Below are 17,365 nucleotides of genomic sequence, written 5' to 3'. Positions count from 1 at the left end.
GGCATTGCCCTGGAGACCGCGGCATGTCCGCGGTCTCCAGGCCTGATTTCCAATTTCCGTTGAAGAAAACAATGTTGTTTACGCGCACCGGCGCCAGGCTGGTGAGCGCGCTCATCCTCGGACTTTTCGACTTCGAGAGCGGTTTCGCGGCTGAACGTGCACGGGATGGCGGGCTATCGTCCATCGAGCTATCCATTCCGAACACATCACCGGGTGGATTCGCTACCTTGCTCGACGCGGTGACGCAGGGCTTGACCATGCATCCGCGGGTCCTGTCCGCGCTCGCCGAGGTGGAGCGAGCACGTAGCGAGGTTAACGTCGCCGAAGGTGGCTACCAGCCTTCGATCGAAGTGTCTGCGGGTCCGGAGTCCAGGAATAACGGCGAAATAGGCTACAACGTCACGGTGTCCCAAATGATCTACGATTGGGGCCGTGTCGGAAGCAGCGTCGACGCCGCGAATGCAAGCCTGCGCCAACAAAACGAAAACCTCGCGCTCGTTCAGGAAGAGGCCGCGCTCGAGATCGTCGAGATCCATCTCGACGTGCTTTCGGCGCGGCAGCGACTGCAGGCGATCGAGGCTCACCAGGAACGATTGCGGACCTTACGGCAACTTTCCGCCGAACGGGAATCCCAAGGGTATGCGGACGGTACCGAGGCTAGCCGCGCCGCGCTGTCTCTGGCACGTGCGGCGGAGCAGCTTGCGATCGAACGCGGCCGTCTTCGGGACGCGACGACGCAATACCATACACTCGTTGGCCAGGAGCCGACCACCTTCGACACACCGATCGACCCTGCACTTCCCCGATTGCTGACCGATCGAGCAAGGCTCGACGAGGTCATTCGATCCGCTCCGGCCTATCGCAAAGCTCAAGAGGACGTCGCGGTTGCCGAGGCTCAGATCCACGGCACGAAGGCATCCTTGGTACCGCAGCTGCGACTGGAAGGTTCGTCGACCCGACGCCAAATCGCCGGCCGGATGATCGACGATTCGACGATCGCATTGCGGCTGCGCGTCGATCCTTGGCAGGGCATTTCCGGCTTCGACAAGATCGATGCCGCGCGCCGGCGCTTGGACGCGGTACGCTGGACTCTCGACAACGTGAACCGCGAGCTGCGCCGAAAACTGTCTTCCATGACCGAAACCGCCGAGGTCACACGCTGGCGCGTGGAGGCGCTCGAGGCGCAACGGGCGGAGGCGGCTGAAGTACGCTCACTCTATGAGGAACAGTTCATGGCCGCCATGCGCGATATCGCCGATCTCTTATTGGTGGAAAACGATGCCCTGGAGGTCGAGCGTCAGATCGTCAACGCGCGTACCGAACTCCTACGTATCCACTACAGAATGGCCGCCGAAGTCGGCTTGCTCCGGCCCGCACTCGAACAACGCCTTGCCCAAGTCATTGAACGTCCGTAAATGAACAACTGCACCTCGACAAGAACCGACGCTCCCCTCCCTCCCGACACGGCACACTACGATCCCCTGCGGGAAGGACTACGTCTGCTCGCGCGCCAGTTCGGCCGCGAGATCGGCATCGCCGAACTCGGCGACGGGATGGCGCTCGAGTGCGGCCGCCTGCCGCTCCCTCTGGCGCCGCGAGCCTTGCGGCGCGCCGATCTGAATGCGCGGGTTCTGAAGCGCCCGGCCCATGCACTGTCCCCGCACCTGCTGCCCGCGCTGCTCGTACTGCGTGACGACAGCACCTTGGTCATGGTCGAACACGGCGGCGACCATGCGCTGACAATCAGTCCGGACAGCAACGGCGAAATCAAGCTTCCGTTCGATGAACTCGCCAAACTGCACGACGGCACCGTCATTCTCGCCAAAACCCGCTACCGGGGCGACGAGCGCGCGGGCAGCTTCGCACGCGCGCAGGAGGAGCATTGGCTGAAGGGGCCATTGCGTTCTTGTTGGCCCGCTTATGCGGAAGTGGGTATCGCCGCGCTGATGGCAAACCTGCTCGCGGTATCCACCGCCCTCTTCGCGATGCAGGTCTACGACCGCGTCGTACCGAACAGTGCCTTCGAAACACTCTGGATCCTCGCGAGCGGTGTCATCCTCGCGGTGATCCTCGAATTCGTGCTGCGCACCTTGCGCGCCCATCTGCTCGACGCCACCGGCAAGCGGCTGGACCTTCAATTGTCTTCGCACCTGATGGACCAGGTCATGCAAGTCCGCCTATCCGCCCGCCCCCCCTCGACCGGCGCGTTCAGCAGCCAGGTGCGCGAGTTCGAATCGGTACGCGAGTTCTTCACCTCGGCTACCGCAGGCGCGATCAGCGATCTGCCCTTCGTGGTCTTTTTTCTCGCCGTCATCGCGGTAATCGGCGGCGCCGTAGCTTGGGTTCCCTTGGCCGCGATCGGCCTGATGGTGCTGCCCGCGCTGCTGGCGCGCGGCACGCTCGCGCGTCTGTCCAGACAAAATCTGCGCGAAGGCGCGGTCCGACACGGGCTGCTGCTGGAATCGATCGAAAATCTGGAAACGGTAAAGGCGACGCACGCCGAAGGGCGCAACCTGCGTCTTTGGGAGGAACTATCGGCCGACATCTCGGAGGCCGGGATCAAGCTACGCTCGTTGTCGGCCCTGCTCTCCTACGGCGCGGCGACGGTTCAGCAGCTGTGCTACGTCAGCGTCGTGATCGTCGGCGTGTACCGGATCGATGACGGCGCCATGTCGGTCGGCGCGCTCATCGCCTGCTCCATCCTCTCTTCGCGCGCGATCGCCCCTATGGCCCAGGCCACCAACCTCCTGGTGCGCTGGCAGCACGTCAAAGTCGCCCTGGAAGGCTTGGATCAATTGATGAGCGCCCCGGTCGAGCGTCCCGCCGGACGCCGCTTCTCGCGCAAGCCGGTGCTTCACGGCCATTACCGGGTGGAAGGCTTGAAGCTGCGCTACCAGCCCGAAACCCCGCTCGCACTCGACCTGCAGCGGTTCGAGATCCGTGCCGGCGAGCACGTCGCTCTGCTCGGCGGCAATGGTTCCGGCAAGTCCACGTTGCTGCGCGTACTCGCCGGCCTCGCCGATCCCACCGAGGGACGGATACTGCTCGACGATCTCGGGCTGAGCCAGATCGACCCCGCCGACCGCCGCCAGGCCATCGGTTACCTGCCGCAAGATGTCGCGCTCTTCTACGGCACCCTGCGCGACAACCTCCTGCTCGACGGAGCTCTTCATGAAGACGACGAACTGCTCGAGGCGCTCGACGCGGTTGGCTTGGGCGTCTTCGTACGCGCCGATCCCTTGGGTCTCGATATGCCGATCTGGAGCTCCGCGAGCGTCTCGGGCGGGCAGCGCCAAGCCATCGGACTCGCCCGCGTGCTGCTACAGGACCCACGCATCGTGCTGCTCGACGAACCCACGTCCGCGCTCGACCAGACCAGCGAAACCCATGTCATCGACTACCTGAACCGGTGGCTCGCCGGGCGAACACTGATCGTCGCCACCCACAAGCGCCGCCTGCTCGCGCTGACGGAACGCGCCGTGGTGTTGCGCAACGGACGGATCGCGATGGACGGCCCGCTGCGCCAGATCGTCAGCGGCAATCAGATCAACTTGCCCGAGAACGCCCATGCCTGAACCACAATACAGTGAGCGCCAACTGCTGCGTATGCTCGGCGATCCGCAGCTCGCCGTCACCCATCCGGCGGCGCACCCGATTCTTTGGGTAAGCCTGTTGTGCATCGCAGCCTTCATAACCTGGGCAAGCCTGGCGGAACTGGACGAAGTCACACGCGGCGAAGGCCGGGTCGTTCCGTTCAGCCGCCTGCAAAAAATTCAAAGCCTGGAGGGCGGCATTCTCGAGGAGTTGCTGGTTAGGGAAGGCGACATCGTCGAGGTCGGGCAGCCGCTGCTGAGACTCGACAGCACCCGCTTCCAATCGTCCTACATGGAGTCGCTCAGTCAAGCCGAAGCGCTACGCGCGGCGATTGCGCGGCTGGAGACGGAAGTGCTCAATCGCTCCGAGATCGCCTTTCCCGGGGAAGTCGACCCGAACAGCCCGGTCGCCCGGTCCGAACGCGCCTTGCTCAAAGCTCGCCGCGACAAGCTGCGCGAGGCGCTCGCGTCGCTCAAGCACGAACTCGAACTGGCGAGGAAGCAGGAGGCCATCGTCCGGCCTCTGGTCGGCAAACGTGCGGTGAGCGAAGTCGAAGCGATCAAACTGAGCAAGGAAATCGCTTCTCTCACGGGCAAAATCGCCGAAATCTCGAATAGCTATACGCAGGACGCCTATACCGAACTCACAACAAAAAAGGCCGAACTGACCGCGCTCGAACAGATTCTGGTGCAGCGCAAGGACCAATTACGCCGAACCGAGATCGTTTCGCCGGTCAAGGGGCGGGTGAACAAGCTCATGATCACCACCCGCGGCGGCGTCATCCAGCCGGGAGAACCCATCATGGAAGTAACCCCGATCATGGACCAGCTCTTGGTCGAGGCCAAGGTCAAGCCGCGTGACGTGGCCTTCCTCGCTCACGGAATGCCGGCGCGGGTCAAGATTACGGCTTACGACTACACCATCTACGGCGAGCTGTCGGCGAAGCTCAAGCAAATCAGCGAGGACACGATCGAGGAAGATACGCCGCGCGGCAAGGAATCGTATTACCAAATCCAGGTACTCACCGACTTGGCCTTCCTGCGCTACGGCGACGAGATTCTTCCGATCCGCCCCGGCATGGTGGCCGAAGTCGACGTGCTCACCGGAAAACGTACGGTGCTCAATTACCTGCTCCGTCCGCTACTCAAGGCGCGTTTGTATTGACGCGAGTAAGCGTCCGCTGGAGGACAGTCTTTTCCTGATGCCGCCGAACAGTTAACCGTCAGGACCTTATACGTTGGCTGGTTTCCAGTTGTGGGGTAGCAGGCTGTCGATCTCCCTCTGCTTGGTGGTGGGTAAACGGGTCAGGACGTCTTTCAGGTAGGCCTCTGGGTTGAGGTCGAGTTCCTTGCAGGTTTGGATGAGGCTGAACACCGTGGCGGCGACCTGGCCGCCCTTGGGCGAGCCGAGGAACAGCCAGTTCTTGCGGCCGATGGTGAGGGGGCGGATCGCCCGCTCACTGCGGTTGTTGTCGATCTCCAGGCGACCGTCTTCGGTATAGCGCTCCAGCGCCGGCCAGTTCTTGAGGGCATAGCCGATGGCCTGGGCAGTGGGGGTCTTGGGCGCCAGCTGGCGCAGCCGGTCTTCGAGCCAGGACTTGAACTCGGCCAGGATCGGCCGCGCCTGTTCCTGCCGTAGCTTTCGGGTGCCTTCGGCGTCGAGTTGCTGTTCCTTGGCCTCCCGTTCGATGGCGTAGAGCCGGCCGATGTACTCCAAGGCCTCATGGGCGCTGATGCGCTTGCCGTTCTCGGTCTGTCGGGCAATCTCGAAGAACTTGCGGCGCGCATGCGCCCAGCACGCCACTTCCAGGACCTTGCCTGCGGCGAAGATCTGGTCGTAACCGGCATAGGCGTCCGCCTGCAGGTAGCCGCTGTAGCCTTCCAGTTTGGCCTTGGGATGCTTGCCCGCCCGGGTTTCGGTGTGGTCATAGACGACGATGGGCGGCGAGTGGCCGGCGTATACCCAAAACCGGGTTTCCCGCGTCTTGCCGCGGTCCTGCACCGCCACAGTGGTGTCGTCCGAGAAGATCACCGGCTGTTGCTTGAGCAACGCCAGCATCCGCTCGACCAAGGGCTGCAGCTGCCAGCCGCTCTGGATGACCCAGTCGCACAACGTGGTGCGGGCAATGGGGACACCCTGGTGGGCAAAGATTTGCTCGATGCGGTACAGCGGCAGGTGATAGCCGTATTTGGCCATCAGCAGATGTGCCAGAAGACCCGGCAGAGGGATGCCCTGCTCGATGATTTGCGGCGGGGCCGGTACCGTGGTCAACTGCCCTTGGCACTTCGCGCAGGCGCACTTTTCCCGCCGCGTTTCCACGACCTTCAGTTGCGCCGGGACGTAATCCAAGCGTTCGGAGCTTTCGTAGCCGATCACCGGCCGTTCCTCACCGCAGGCAGGACACTGCCGGTCTTGTGCCGACAACGGCAATACCACGATCTCTCGCGGCAGATGCGCCGGCAGTGCGGTGCGCTTCGGTTGATTCTTGGCGGGCGATTGCACCACCACCGTCTTGAACGCCACCGGACTGGCGACGGGGGCGTCCTCGGGCACCTCATCCCACAGCGGCAGTTGGTCGATGTCGGGGAGGGTCGCCAGTCGCTCGGAACGGGCGCCGAACAGCAGCTTCTTCAGCTGCGCTAGGTCGAATTCCAGCCGTTCGATGCGCGCCTCGCGCTGGGCCCAGGGTGGCCTTTAGAGTACGATTTTCTTCGGCGAGAGCGGCGGCATTCATGGCTGCCATTATACCCGGTGGACCACCCGAAAGCCCAGCTCTGATGCGGGTTTCAGGCACTTTCGACTCAGCCGACCCGACCCGCGCGAACCGCGCGGAAACGGGCCACCGTCAGGTCCACGCCTTCCAGCAACAGCAGCAGGTCCGAGCGCGAAATCGTCCCCTGAACCGGCTTGCGGAAGCGGCCTTTCTCCAGCCGCTTGTAGGCCAGCCAGAAACCGTGACGATCCCACCACAACAGCTTCACCTTGTCCCGGCCCCGGTTGAAAAACACGAACACCGCACCCGATAACGGCGAATGCCCCAGACTGCTCTCCACCGCCAGCGCCAAACCATCGATGGACTTGCGCAAATCGACCGGCTCGGCCACCACATACACCGCCGCCGCACTCAGAATCGTCGCCAGCATCACGAGACCAATGCGGCCACCACCTGCTTCAACAACCCGGCATCGAACCCCGGTTTCACCTCGATGCGAACCCCGCCCACCGACAACCACAGACCACCGACTGCTGTCTCACCGCCATCTACCCGCATCAACGTCAGTGGCGCCACCACCGCTGGCTGCGCTACGCGTCGACGCCAGTAGATGAACGCCGCATAGCTGACCGCCTCGCGCGCACACCAAGCGCGCACCGACAACCCACTCCCTGCCTGTTGCTCCAGCAGGACCCGCCAATGCATCTCTCGTTCTTGTTTCGTCATCGCCATCTCCTCCTCTTCGGGAATATGGCGATACTGTGACTCAGGCGCTAATCGGTGGGAATTATGCGGACAGCCGGACGCTTACGACGCGACGTAGAAATCTGATTCCGTTTGCGTGCCAAATTGTTGGATAAATGGAATAAGCGTTTATCCTAAAGACCGCAGTTGTATTTCCGAAATGACCGTAATGCCCCGTCAGTCGCCGAATTCCCTCACCCCGACCTCTCCCAGAGGGCGAGGGGCTCAACGCCCTTCTCCCTTTGGGAGAAGGGCTGGGGATGAGGGCCTGGCACTTGTCAGGTTGTATCCAACGGCCGGATTTAGGTTTATTTTTGCCGAGCGGACCAAGCCGCAAAGCCGTGTCCCGGCGAACGGCCTCGGATTGATGGGTTGCGCGGAGTGTGTCCTGAGCCGGGCCGAAGAGTTTTATGAATAGGGGGGATAGGCTCAAGATGGGCACGCGGACAGCACAAACTGCTTCGCGGGAGCGAAAGTATGCGCGACGACAAGTCGCCGCTTGACCACTTCCCGGCACGATTTGACGGCCGCCGTCAAAGCAGGGTTGCTCGATTATCACCCGTGACAGTCCGAGGAATCCCTGGTGCAGGCACTCCTCGGAAATCACGCGCGCACCGGCAGGACATTCCATCGTCTTCATCCGTGGTTCCTCACGATATCCGCTGCGTCGGGCACAAAGCGTTGCGCCAGGGGCATGCGCCGGCCGAAGCCAAACGCCCTTCGGTGGACGCGAATGATGGGCGGGGCCTGCCGGCGCTTGAACTCGGCGTATTTGACCATGCGTACGACCTTTTGTTGGACATCCGGGCTAGCCTTGCCGGCCAGAGCCAAGGCCTCGGCCCGTTCGTCCACAGTCAGTAAATCGGGCTCCAGGATCAGCTTGAGCAGCGCATCAAGGACGGGATACGGTGGCAGGCTATCCTCGCCGCGCTGCCCGTCGGCGAGCTCCGCGCTCGGCGCTTTTTCGATGACGGCACGCGGAATGACGTCGCGGCCCGCCACCTCGTTGAGGTGCTCCGCGAGGGCATAGACATCCGTCTTCCACAAATCGCCGATGAGATTGAGGCCGCGCGACATATCGCCGTACAGCGTGGCGTAGCCGACGCTCATTTCGGACTTGTTGCCCGTGGTCAGCAACAAATGTCCGAAGTGATTGGCATATTCCATCAAGATGCGGCCTCGAATATGGGCCTGCATGTTCTCCCGGGTCAGCCCGCCGGGCGGCGTTCCGAAGGCACGCTCAAATTCAGCGCAGGCGAGCGCATAGTCGGGTTCGATGGCACGGTAAAGTTGCCACTGCCGCGCCCCTCCGGCGCGTAGGGGGCATAGCCCAAATGGGCGGTCATCTCCGCCTCCAACGCCCGTTCCACCGGACGCCGGGTCAGCTGCTTGAGCAAGCCGTGTTCCCCCAGAAGGTCTTTCGGATTCGGATCGCCTGTCAGTCGATCACGAAACCGCGATCCGAATGTCCACGGCGCGGCTCAGCCAGCCCAGGGTAACGGCTCTAAAGGCGGCGTCCTCGGCCTGGTCCCAGATCACGCACAGCAAGGCTTCGTCGCGATCGAGCAATTCATCCTTTTCGAGTTTCTCGATCGCCGCGGCGCAAGCCAGCGGGTCGACGCCGTTGCGTTCGAATACCTCTTTGGCCGCCCGAATGCCGTCGGCAATTTCTTCCGGGGAGGCTAATTTCGCATGTTCACCGTCTATGGTGATGGTTCTCTGAGGGAAGGTTTCTATGGTCATCGTACTTTGCATATTGCCACCTATTTCTTTTTAGCCCGAGCTAATACCTGTTGATATTGCGCGGCGCTGCTACTGCACCGCCGGCGCTGACTTCATTTCGGGCGGGGGCGGATTGGCACAATGCGAGGCATGATGGTGGACGATACGGATTTCGCCCCCCTCCATTGCGAACGTGTTATTGGCAACCAGCAATACCCCCTGAACTTCTTCGTAGCAAACCACCGTGGCAAATGGACCGTAAACGAAGGCTCTCGCGTAATGCGGAGTCACCGTGCCCGTAGCCGGATTGAGGAATATGCGCCGCCAGCTTTCGATGATGGCCGCGTGCTCGGTGAGCACCGGCCAACCGGGATGAATACAAAGCACCGGCCACTCCCGCGACCAGAGCTTCTCCATGGCTGAAAAATCGCGCTCGGAAAAAGCATGGTAAAACGCATCGTTGGCAAACAGAACAGTGGGCGCATCCATCGGTCTTGCTACTTCCAGTTCTCAGCCCTTGTGAAAAAACCGTCGCGAACGGCCCGGCTCTGTACCGGTACGCGCGAGCACCTCGAACAACGCAACTGCGGAATCGGATTCTTCCCGGCCTTCATTCGTTCATGTCGGGAAACAGGATGACCTCATCCGGCAAATCGTTTTCGTTTTCCTGCAGATGCAGCCCGCCCACAAGCGCGTATCCGCTGTCGCCTTCATAAAGCACAACCGCATGTTTCGGCATTTCCAGCAAAGCAGTAATCAGTTGTTCGACTGTCATAAATCGTCCGACATGGCTTCCATGGCGATGAGCTGCTCGCGCAGCGCCATGTGGGCATAGAATCCTTCCCGCCCATTGTAAAGAGGGTCTCCGTACAGAGCCGCGACCGCCGCATTGTCCGACAAATATACGCGGCAGGTCTTGCGTTCGTGCGCAAGGGCCGCCGCGCAGGCCTCGAGCTCGGATACCGGCTCCACCTGCCAAATGCCGGGGCTCAAAAGATAATCCGCACGGTACAGCACGGTATCCCAGCCGTGGCGATCGGCATCGTCGAAAACGTCCGGATGGCGGGTCCGGGCATCGGGAGATTCGGGTGTCAACCCGCTCGCCTCGAGACGCTGCCGCGGGCTCAGAGCGGCAAACACGGTATGCTCGCCGGTTTCTCTCGCGGATCGGACCTTGCGGGCGAGATCGTCCTCGTCGAACGCGAACCACGCGGACGGTCGGCCTTCATGAGGAATTTCGACGACGTAAATCATGATTTACTCGACCTTGTAAGGGATACCATCCGGAACTTTCCGAACGGACGTATCGTAGATGCGTAACCACCAGTAATCATGCGCAGTCCGCCAGAGAAGGCGCTTTTTCGGAAGCCGCCGTGCGCGTGACGATACGCGAATTGACCGTCAGCGCGAATTCGCGCCATGCGGCGGCCAAGTCCCTGCGGATGGTCTGCACGTATTCCGGGGACGGCTTGTGTTCCCCGGGGAAGTTGGACAAAGCACAGGAGGTGCGGTTGAAGCGTAGCGCTTCGTCCACCAAAGCGTCGTTGAACCCCGTGAACGACGAGAGAACCGCCGGGGTGAGGTCGGACCGGCCGTTCACCACGGGTATCACCTCGCCATCCAGGGGCAGTTCGTCGAGTAGGCGCAACGCCTCGCGGTAAATACTTTCCACAGTTTCCAGAAGAGTTAACTGAGTCAATTGATCGCGCTGCTGGACCGAAAGGTTACGGTGCAGAATGCGCTGGTAACGCTCGGAGGCGCCTTTCCGTTGGCCGCTCACCCATTCACCGAAGCGTTCGAGAATGTTTGCGTTGGCTGCGTTAATCCGGGTTTCCGCCAACTGCCGCTGTATCCGAGCGGCCGCATCGAGCGCGCCTTCCAGGTAACCGCCGCCGTAGCGGGCGGTTTCGGACGCGCCGAACAAAAGTTTTCCGTTCCAGTAAGAACGGCTCAGGGCCGGGTTGCCGTATTCCGGGTGCTGCTCCGGCGGGACACGGTCGAGCCGGCTGCTGGTATAAGGTTCGGTCGCCCAATCCTGATAATGCTGTTCGTCGAGTTCCGCCTCGGAGCCGAAGAATTGCACCAACTGGCTCCGAATCAGCATGGGCATGCCCAGCCGAAAAGCTTCGCGCTGCTCCGGAGAAAGTGCGAGGAACCCTCCGAGCGCGGCTTTCTCGCCACTGGCATCGCAAGCATCGAAAATCTCTCCGAGCACGGCTTGTTCGTGCCGCGCGAAACCGTTTCCGGACAGGCCCGCCTCGCGCCAGAAAGGGCGCGAGAAAGCGGCAACTGCCTTGGCCTCGCCGGCCATCCAGGTGGGCGTTTCCCGCATCGCCTCGCGCAGATCATCTTCCGGCGCGGGTTCGAGCCGAATCTGCTCGTCCACGACGCGGGGCGGAATGGCGAGCACGGCACGCCGAGCCTCGACTACCGATGCGGTATCGCCGCACCGGAAATGAAGCACGACGTGATCGCCTCGATCTTCCACCGCGATGAGCGCGTGGCCCAGCCGCAGACGGCTCTCTGAAAGCCGCTCCGCCAACGCGCTCACCAGAGACGTCATTCCGCCGTCCAGGCGCATGGCGCCGTTATGAACCGGCGAACTTCCCAGGGATTCGAGTTTGCCGTCCGCATCCCTGAGGCCCAGCACGTCGCCCTGATCGTGCTGTGCGAACGAAGCCAGCCCGAGATCGGCCACCAGGCGTGTCACCCGCGGATGGATGTCCGGCCAGAACCAGGTCGGCCCCAGATCCAGTGCCGCTCCCGAAGTGGCCGAAGTCACCGAGAGAATACGCCCGCCCAGACGCGAACGGGCTTCGAACAGGAGATAAGGCCGACCCTGGCGCTCCAAATCGCAGGCCAGCGACAAACCGCACAAACCGCCTCCGACAATGACAGTATCCAGCATGACATTACCTCTTTTTCTAAAGCCGTTCGCAGTAAATGAAGGCCCCTAACCGAGCAAGGCCGGCTTGATCTGTTCCAGCCAGGCGTCGAGGCGTTCGTCGGTAAGATCGCTTTGATTTTCGTGGTCTATGACCAGACCGACGAATTTATCGTCCACGATCGAATTGGTTTTCTCGAAGGAATAGCCGTCGGTGGGCCAGAAACCGACTACCTTGGCGCCGGCCTCGACGACGACGTTGTAGAGAAGGATAAGCGCGTCGACGAATTCGTGACCGTAGGCTTCCTGGTCGCCCAGTCCGAAAAGCGCCACGACCTTGCCGCTCAGGCTCTTGCCTTCCAGTTGCGGCAGGAACTCTTCCCAGCTTTCCTCGCTGCAGCCCGCGGTCAGGCCCGGAAGTTCACCGTCACCCAAGGTCGGGGTTCCGAGAATCAGCGCGTCGTATTTGAGCAGATCGTCGGCGCTGGCTTTTTTCACGTCTACGGGCGCATCCGCGGCATCGCCCAGTTTTTTCGCGATCGACTTAGCGACGCGCCGCGTGTTACCCGTGTCGGAGCCGAAAAATATACCGATCTTGTTGGCCATATATGTCCTCTAGAAAAACACACTTCAGGAAGCTCAAAAAATCAACTCAACGCTCGGAACGGTTTTCGCCGAAGCGGCTTATGTGTTCCAAGCGAATCATCCGCGCAATAGTCACGAATTCGGGTATTCACCCGGGCTCTCCCCCGATTGGGAGAGAGCGTTTACGACACCCTTCGCAGCAAGGGCCGGTCCATCAATCTCAATGAGCGACGGCTACTCCGCTATCGACACCGTGGGCGGCACGCTCCTGCTCTATGGGCAGTGCCGTTTCCAGCGCTTCGGGCGGACGCTGTAGTGCGGCGCCCAACACTTCGTCGATCCGCCGAACCGGAAGAATGGACAGGTCTTTCTTCACGTTCTTGGGAACGTCGACCAAATCCTTTTCGTTTTCATACGGAATCACGACCGTCTTGATACCGCCGCGATGGGCGGCCAGCAGCTTTTCCTTCAAGCCGCCGATGGGCAACACGTCGCCGCGCAGCGTAATCTCGCCGGTCATGGCAACATCCGAACGAACCGGAATATTGCTCAAGGCCGAAACCAGGGCGGTGCACATTCCGATTCCGGCGCTGGGACCGTCCTTCGGCGTTGCACCCTCCGGCACATGGATATGTAAGTCGCTGGATTGGTAGAAGCCGGGTGCGATGCCGAACTCGATGGCACGGGACCGGGCGACGGTCATGGCAGTGCGGATCGACTCCTGCATGACTTCGCCCAAACGTCCGGTATAGATCTGCTGCCCGGTACCCGGCAGAACCGCGGACTCGATGGTCAGCAGTTCGCCGCCGACCTCGGTCCAGGCCAGTCCGGTCACCTGCCCGACCCGATCGCTCTCCTCGGCGCGGCCATAACGGTAACGAGGCACGCCCAGGAAATCGTCGAGGTTATGGTGGTTGACCACACATTTCTTGGCATTGGGCTTAAGCAGGATATTCTTGACGACTTTCCGGCAGATGGTAGCGATTTCCCGCTCCAGGCTCCGCACACCCGCTTCGCGCGTGTAATGGCGGATGATGGACTGCAAGGCCGAATCCGTTATCTGAATTTCGTTCTTCCGGAGCCCGTTACGCTCGACTTGCCGGGGAACGAGATAACGCGACGCAATGTTGATTTTCTCATCGTCGGTATAACCGGCGATGCGGATCACTTCCATCCGGTCCAGAAGTGGACCCGGGATGTTCAGTGTATTGGCCGTGGCAAGGAACATCACCTGCGACAAATCGAAATCGACTTCCAGGTAATGGTCGTTGAAGGTGCGGTTCTGTTCGGGATCGAGCACCTCGAGCAAGGCCGATGCGGGATCTCCGCGAGAGTCCATCGCCATCTTGTCGATTTCGTCCAGAAGGAAGAGAGGATTGCGGGTCTTCACCTTGGCCAGGTTCTGAAGAACCTTCCCGGGACGAGAGCCGATGTAGGTGCGCCGATGCCCGCGGATTTCGGCTTCGTCCCGTACACCGCCGAGGGCCATCCGGACATATTTCCGGTTGGTGGTGCGGGCGATGGACTGGCCAAGAGAGGTCTTGCCGACCCCGGGTGGCCCCACCAGGCAGAGTATCGGTCCTTTCGGTGTACCGGCGCGCTGCTGGACCGCCAGATATTCGAGAATTCGTTCCTTGACCTTGTCGAGACCATAATGTTCGGCCGCGAGCAGGGCTTCCGCCTTTTTCAAATCGATGCTGGCCTTGGTTCGCTTTTTCCAGGGCAGATCGACCATCCAATCGATGTAGTTCCTGACCACGGTGGCTTCGGCCGACATCGGCGACATCCTGCGCAGCTTATCGAGTTCCGATTCCGCCTTGGTACGGGCCGGTTTCGGCATGCGCGCCTTGACGATCTGATCCGCCAGCTGATCAAACTCGTCGGGCGCATCGCCCAGTTCGCCCAGTTCCTTCCGAATGGCTTTCATCTGCTCGTTCAGATAATACTCGCGCTGATTCTCTTCCACCTGCTGCTTGACGCGGCCCCGGATGCGCTTTTCCACCTCCATGATGTCGACCGCACCCTCCATCGCCACGATCAGTTTTTCGAAACGGGCGGAAATATCGACTGTCTCCAGCAGCATCTGCTTGTCTTCCAGCTTTATCGACATGTGCCCCGCGATCGTATCGGCCAGGCGCCCCGGATCGGAAATCTCCGGAAGTGTGCTCACCGTTTCCTGTGGAATCTGCTGATCGAGCTTGACATATTGCTCGAAAGCCCCGATCACGATCCGCATGAGCGCTTCCATCTCGGCAACGCTGAGGTCGGTTTTCTCTTCCATGGGCGTACCCACGGCCGTGTCGAAATTCTCGTTCGTCTGATATTCCCCGATTCGGCAACGCGTCATGCCCTTGATGGTCGCTTTTACGGTACCATCGGGCAGCTTGAACAATTGATCGACCTTGGCCAGTGTACCGATTCCGTACAGATCCGAGACTTCCGGTTCGTCGCATTTGGGATCTTTCTGCGCCACGGCGAAGACCGGCTGCCCGGAGCGGACTGCTTCGTCCAGCGCCGCGATCGATTTCTCTCGCCCCACGAACAGGATGACCACCATGTGCGGATAGATGACGACATCGCGCAAAGGCAGGACTGGAACCCGGTTCCCCACTGGATGAACGTTTTCGGTCGATTCGTTTTCCACGTTAAAGCCCTCGAAATTAAGCCTAGATTCTAGGGGCCGGCTTACGCCGACGCGCATTGCTTTTCTTCGGTCCGATAGACCAGGAAAGGCTGGTTGTTTTCGCGCACCACGTTTTCGTCGATGACGACCTTGCTAACCATATCGTTGGACGGCAGCTCGTACATCGTATCGAGCAGCACGTTCTCCAGTATGGTTCGAAGGCCTCTTGCACCCGTCTTGCGTTCGATCGCTCTCTGGGCGATCAGTCTCAACGCATCCGGCTGTACGTCGAGATCGCAAGCTTCCATCTCGAACAATTTTTGATACTGCTTGACGAGAGCATTCTTGGGTTCGGTGAGAATCTTGATCAGAGCTTCCTCGTCCAATTCCTCGAGGGTGGCAACCACCGGCAGGCGCCCGACGAACTCCGGAATCAGCCCGTAGCGAATCAAATCCTCCGCTTCCACGCCAGCCAGGATCTCGCCCACGTTCCGACGATCATCCTTGCTTTTGACCTCCGCCGAAAAGCCGATGCCACCCTTTTCCGAACGTGCCCGTATGGTTTTGTCCAAACCGGCGAACGCGCCGCCGCAGATGAACAGAATGTTCGCGGTGTTGACCTGCAGAAATTCCTGCTGCGGATGTTTGCGCCCGCCCTGCGGAGGAATCAGCGCGACCGTGCCTTCGATCAGCTTCAGCAGAGCCTGCTGTACGCCCTCGCCCGACACGTCGCGGGTGATCGACGGGTTGGCGGATTTACGGGAGATCTTGTCGATTTCGTCGATGTATACGATGCCGGATTCCGCTTTTTCGACATCGTAATCGCATTTCTGCAAAAGCTTCTGAATGATGTTTTCGACATCCTCGCCGACGTAACCCGCCTCGGTCAGCGTGGTGGCATCGGCTATCGTGAAGGGCACATTCAGGATTCGCGCAAGTGTTTCCGCCAGTAGCGTCTTGCCCGAACCCGTGGGTCCGATCAGAAGAATATTGCTCTTGGCCAGTTCGACATCGTTTTTTCCGGCCCGCGACTTGAACCGGAGGCGCTTGTAATGGTTGTAAACCGCTACCGCGAGTGTCCGCTTGGGCTTTTCCTGCCCAATCACATAATCGTCGAGGATGGCTTTGATTTCCTTGGGAGTCGGCAGCTTGTCGGCGCCGTCGGAGCCGTTTTCCAGCAATTCCTCGCGGAGGATGTCGTTGCACAATTCGATGCATTCGTCGCAAACGAATACCGCCGGACCTGCAATAAGCTTCCTGACCTCATGCTGGGTTTTTCCGCAAAATGAACAGTACAGAAGCTTTCCGCTTTTGTCCTTGCCGTTTTTGTCGTCGCTCATTGCTCTAACCTCTTTGCTGGGTGATTGTTCGGTCGTGCCCGCCGCGCCCGGTTCCGGCCCGCCGTAAAAGTTACTCGCTAGGCCGACTCCGCTGGGTCAGTACCTCGTCGATCAGGCCATACTTGCAAGCATCGTCGCCGCTCATGAAATTATCCCGGTCGGTATCGCCCCGGATTTTCTCTATGGGCTGATCGGTATGTTTGGCGAGTATCTGGTTCAGGCGATCGCGGAGCAAAAGTATCTCGCGGGCGTGAATATCGATATCACTGGCTTGTCCCCTGAAGCCGCCCAAGGGCTGATGAATCATGATTCTGGAATGGGGCAGCGAGTAACGCTTTCCCGTTGCTCCGCCAGCCAGAAGCAATGCGCCCATGCTCGCGGCCTGGCCGATACAGAAGGTGCTTACATCCGGCTTGATGAATTGCATGGTGTCGTAGATCGCGAGTCCCGCCGTCACCAATCCACCCGGCGAGTTGATATAAAGGTGAATATCCTTGTCCGGGTTTTCGGCCTCCAGAAACAGGAGCTGCGCGATCACCAGGTTCGCCATGTAATCCTCGACCTGGCCGACTAAAAAGATGACCCGCTCCTTCAGGAGCATGGAATAAATATCGAATGCTCGTTCGCCGCGTGGAGATTGTTCGACGACGATCGGTACTAATCCGCCGGCGGCAGAAGGGGCCTGAATTTGATCGGTTAGATGTATCAAGTTCGTACTCTTTCAGGATACACGTCAGTGTAGGGTCCGTGGAATCGCCAAACGGAACGGAGCGATCGGGGCTTCGAACGGTACCCCGTCGTCGGCCAACAATTGATAGCTGCCGTGCATGCTGCCCACGGGCGTCTCGATCATGGCTGAGCTGGTGTATTGAAACGCCTCTCCGGGGCGAAGATAAGGGTGTTCGCCCACGACCCCTTCGCCAACCACTTCGATCGTTTTTCCGTTCGCATCGGTGATGATCCAGCGCCGGCCCAGAAGTTTCGCCGGCACGTTCCCGGTGTTTTCCATGGTCACAGTGTAAGCGAAGACATAGCGCTCTCCTTCGCGAGCCGCTTCTTCTCCGAGATAGACTGTTTTAACGTCGACTTTGAGTTCGCGAATTCTGCTGCTCATAAGGTTTCCCCTTATTCTTCGATCGGTTGTTTGCTATCTATGGACG

17 protein-coding genes and 1 pseudogene are annotated in these 17,365 nt (G+C 60.4%); 3 read left to right on the top strand and 15 right to left on the bottom strand.

Features of this window, described 5'->3' with window-relative positions:
* The first annotated feature begins 71 nt into the window (after positions 1–71).
* The 3 genes from sS8_RS26605 to sS8_RS26595 are packed head-to-tail and all read left to right on the top strand — an operon-like array spanning position 72 to position 4,758.
* On the top strand, positions 72–1,415 hold the full coding sequence (locus sS8_RS26605; protein WP_170161280.1) for a TolC family protein: 1,344 nt from the start codon (positions 72–74) through the stop codon (positions 1,413–1,415).
* Positions 1,416–3,575, top strand: a complete 2,160-nt coding sequence (locus sS8_RS26600) for a type I secretion system permease/ATPase (RefSeq protein ID WP_119632398.1) — start codon at positions 1,416–1,418, stop codon at positions 3,573–3,575.
* Positions 3,568–4,758 carry an HlyD family efflux transporter periplasmic adaptor subunit gene (locus sS8_RS26595; protein ID WP_119632397.1) on the top strand — a complete coding sequence of 397 codons (1,191 nt, stop codon included), beginning with the start codon at positions 3,568–3,570 and terminating at the stop codon, positions 4,756–4,758. The genes sS8_RS26600 and sS8_RS26595 overlap by 8 nt, the downstream gene beginning before the upstream one ends.
* A 66-nt stretch (positions 4,759–4,824) precedes the next feature.
* On the opposite strand, the gene tnpC is transcribed toward sS8_RS26595, so the two are convergent.
* The 15 genes and pseudogenes from tnpC to apaG form a co-directional block, all read right to left on the bottom strand.
* Positions 4,825–6,249 carry an IS66 family transposase gene (gene tnpC, locus sS8_RS26590; RefSeq protein ID WP_269461523.1) on the bottom strand — a complete coding sequence of 475 codons (1,425 nt, stop codon included), beginning with the start codon at positions 6,247–6,249 and terminating at the stop codon, positions 4,825–4,827.
* A gap of 146 nt (positions 6,250–6,395) precedes the next feature.
* Positions 6,396–6,737, bottom strand: a complete 342-nt coding sequence (tnpB, locus tag sS8_RS26585; protein ID WP_119627852.1) for an IS66 family insertion sequence element accessory protein TnpB — start codon at positions 6,735–6,737, stop codon at positions 6,396–6,398.
* Positions 6,737–7,039, bottom strand: coding sequence for an IS66 family insertion sequence element accessory protein TnpA (gene tnpA / locus sS8_RS26580; protein ID WP_119627851.1), 303 nt, complete (start codon positions 7,037–7,039; stop codon positions 6,737–6,739). Before tnpA ends, tnpB begins: the two co-directional genes overlap by 1 nt.
* Before the next feature lie 648 nt (positions 7,040–7,687).
* On the bottom strand, positions 7,688–8,248 hold the full coding sequence (gene nadE / locus sS8_RS26575) for an NAD(+) synthase (RefSeq protein WP_232020453.1): 561 nt from the start codon (positions 8,246–8,248) through the stop codon (positions 7,688–7,690).
* Between the two features lie 92 nt (positions 8,249–8,340).
* Positions 8,341–8,475, bottom strand: a pseudogene (locus sS8_RS29430) (IS256 family transposase); the annotation flags it as partial.
* 22 nt (positions 8,476–8,497) lie between these two features.
* A complete protein-coding gene (locus tag sS8_RS26565; protein ID WP_119632394.1) occupies positions 8,498–8,806 on the bottom strand; it encodes a hypothetical protein in 309 nt (102 codons plus the stop codon).
* A gap of 57 nt (positions 8,807–8,863) precedes the next feature.
* Positions 8,864–9,262: a nuclear transport factor 2 family protein gene (locus tag sS8_RS26560; RefSeq protein ID WP_119632393.1), complete on the bottom strand. Its 399-nt coding sequence runs from the start codon at positions 9,260–9,262 to the stop codon at positions 8,864–8,866.
* Between the two features lie 121 nt (positions 9,263–9,383).
* Positions 9,384–9,548 carry a hypothetical protein gene (locus tag sS8_RS28415; protein WP_170161278.1) on the bottom strand — a complete coding sequence of 55 codons (165 nt, stop codon included), beginning with the start codon at positions 9,546–9,548 and terminating at the stop codon, positions 9,384–9,386.
* Positions 9,545–10,027, bottom strand: a complete 483-nt coding sequence (locus sS8_RS26555; RefSeq protein ID WP_170161277.1) for a hypothetical protein — start codon at positions 10,025–10,027, stop codon at positions 9,545–9,547. The genes sS8_RS28415 and sS8_RS26555 overlap by 4 nt, the downstream gene beginning before the upstream one ends.
* Before the next feature lie 76 nt (positions 10,028–10,103).
* Positions 10,104–11,681 carry a flavin monoamine oxidase family protein gene (locus tag sS8_RS26550; protein WP_119632392.1) on the bottom strand — a complete coding sequence of 526 codons (1,578 nt, stop codon included), beginning with the start codon at positions 11,679–11,681 and terminating at the stop codon, positions 10,104–10,106.
* Positions 11,682–11,726: 45 nt separating this feature from the next.
* Positions 11,727–12,263 carry a flavodoxin gene (locus sS8_RS26545; RefSeq protein ID WP_119632391.1) on the bottom strand — a complete coding sequence of 179 codons (537 nt, stop codon included), beginning with the start codon at positions 12,261–12,263 and terminating at the stop codon, positions 11,727–11,729.
* Positions 12,264–12,462: 199 nt separating this feature from the next.
* Positions 12,463–14,886 carry an endopeptidase La gene (gene lon, locus sS8_RS26540; protein ID WP_232020452.1) on the bottom strand — a complete coding sequence of 808 codons (2,424 nt, stop codon included), beginning with the start codon at positions 14,884–14,886 and terminating at the stop codon, positions 12,463–12,465.
* A 41-nt stretch (positions 14,887–14,927) separates the two neighbouring features.
* Complete coding sequence (clpX, locus tag sS8_RS26535; RefSeq protein WP_119632389.1) at positions 14,928–16,205, bottom strand: ATP-dependent Clp protease ATP-binding subunit ClpX; 1,278 nt, start codon at positions 16,203–16,205, stop codon at positions 14,928–14,930.
* Positions 16,206–16,275: 70 nt separating this feature from the next.
* Complete coding sequence (gene clpP, locus sS8_RS26530) at positions 16,276–16,914, bottom strand: ATP-dependent Clp endopeptidase proteolytic subunit ClpP (RefSeq protein ID WP_408631158.1); 639 nt, start codon at positions 16,912–16,914, stop codon at positions 16,276–16,278.
* A 24-nt stretch (positions 16,915–16,938) separates the two neighbouring features.
* The gene (gene apaG, locus sS8_RS26525; protein ID WP_119632388.1) at positions 16,939–17,319 is read right to left on the bottom strand and encodes a Co2+/Mg2+ efflux protein ApaG; all 381 of its coding nucleotides are present in this window, start codon (positions 17,317–17,319) and stop codon (positions 16,939–16,941) included.
* Positions 17,320–17,365: the final 46 nt, after the last annotated feature.

Source organism: Methylocaldum marinum, assembly GCF_003584645.1.
Lineage (GTDB): Bacteria > Pseudomonadota > Gammaproteobacteria > Methylococcales > Methylococcaceae > Methylocaldum > Methylocaldum marinum.
This window is presented reverse-complemented; position numbering and strand designations above follow the sequence as displayed.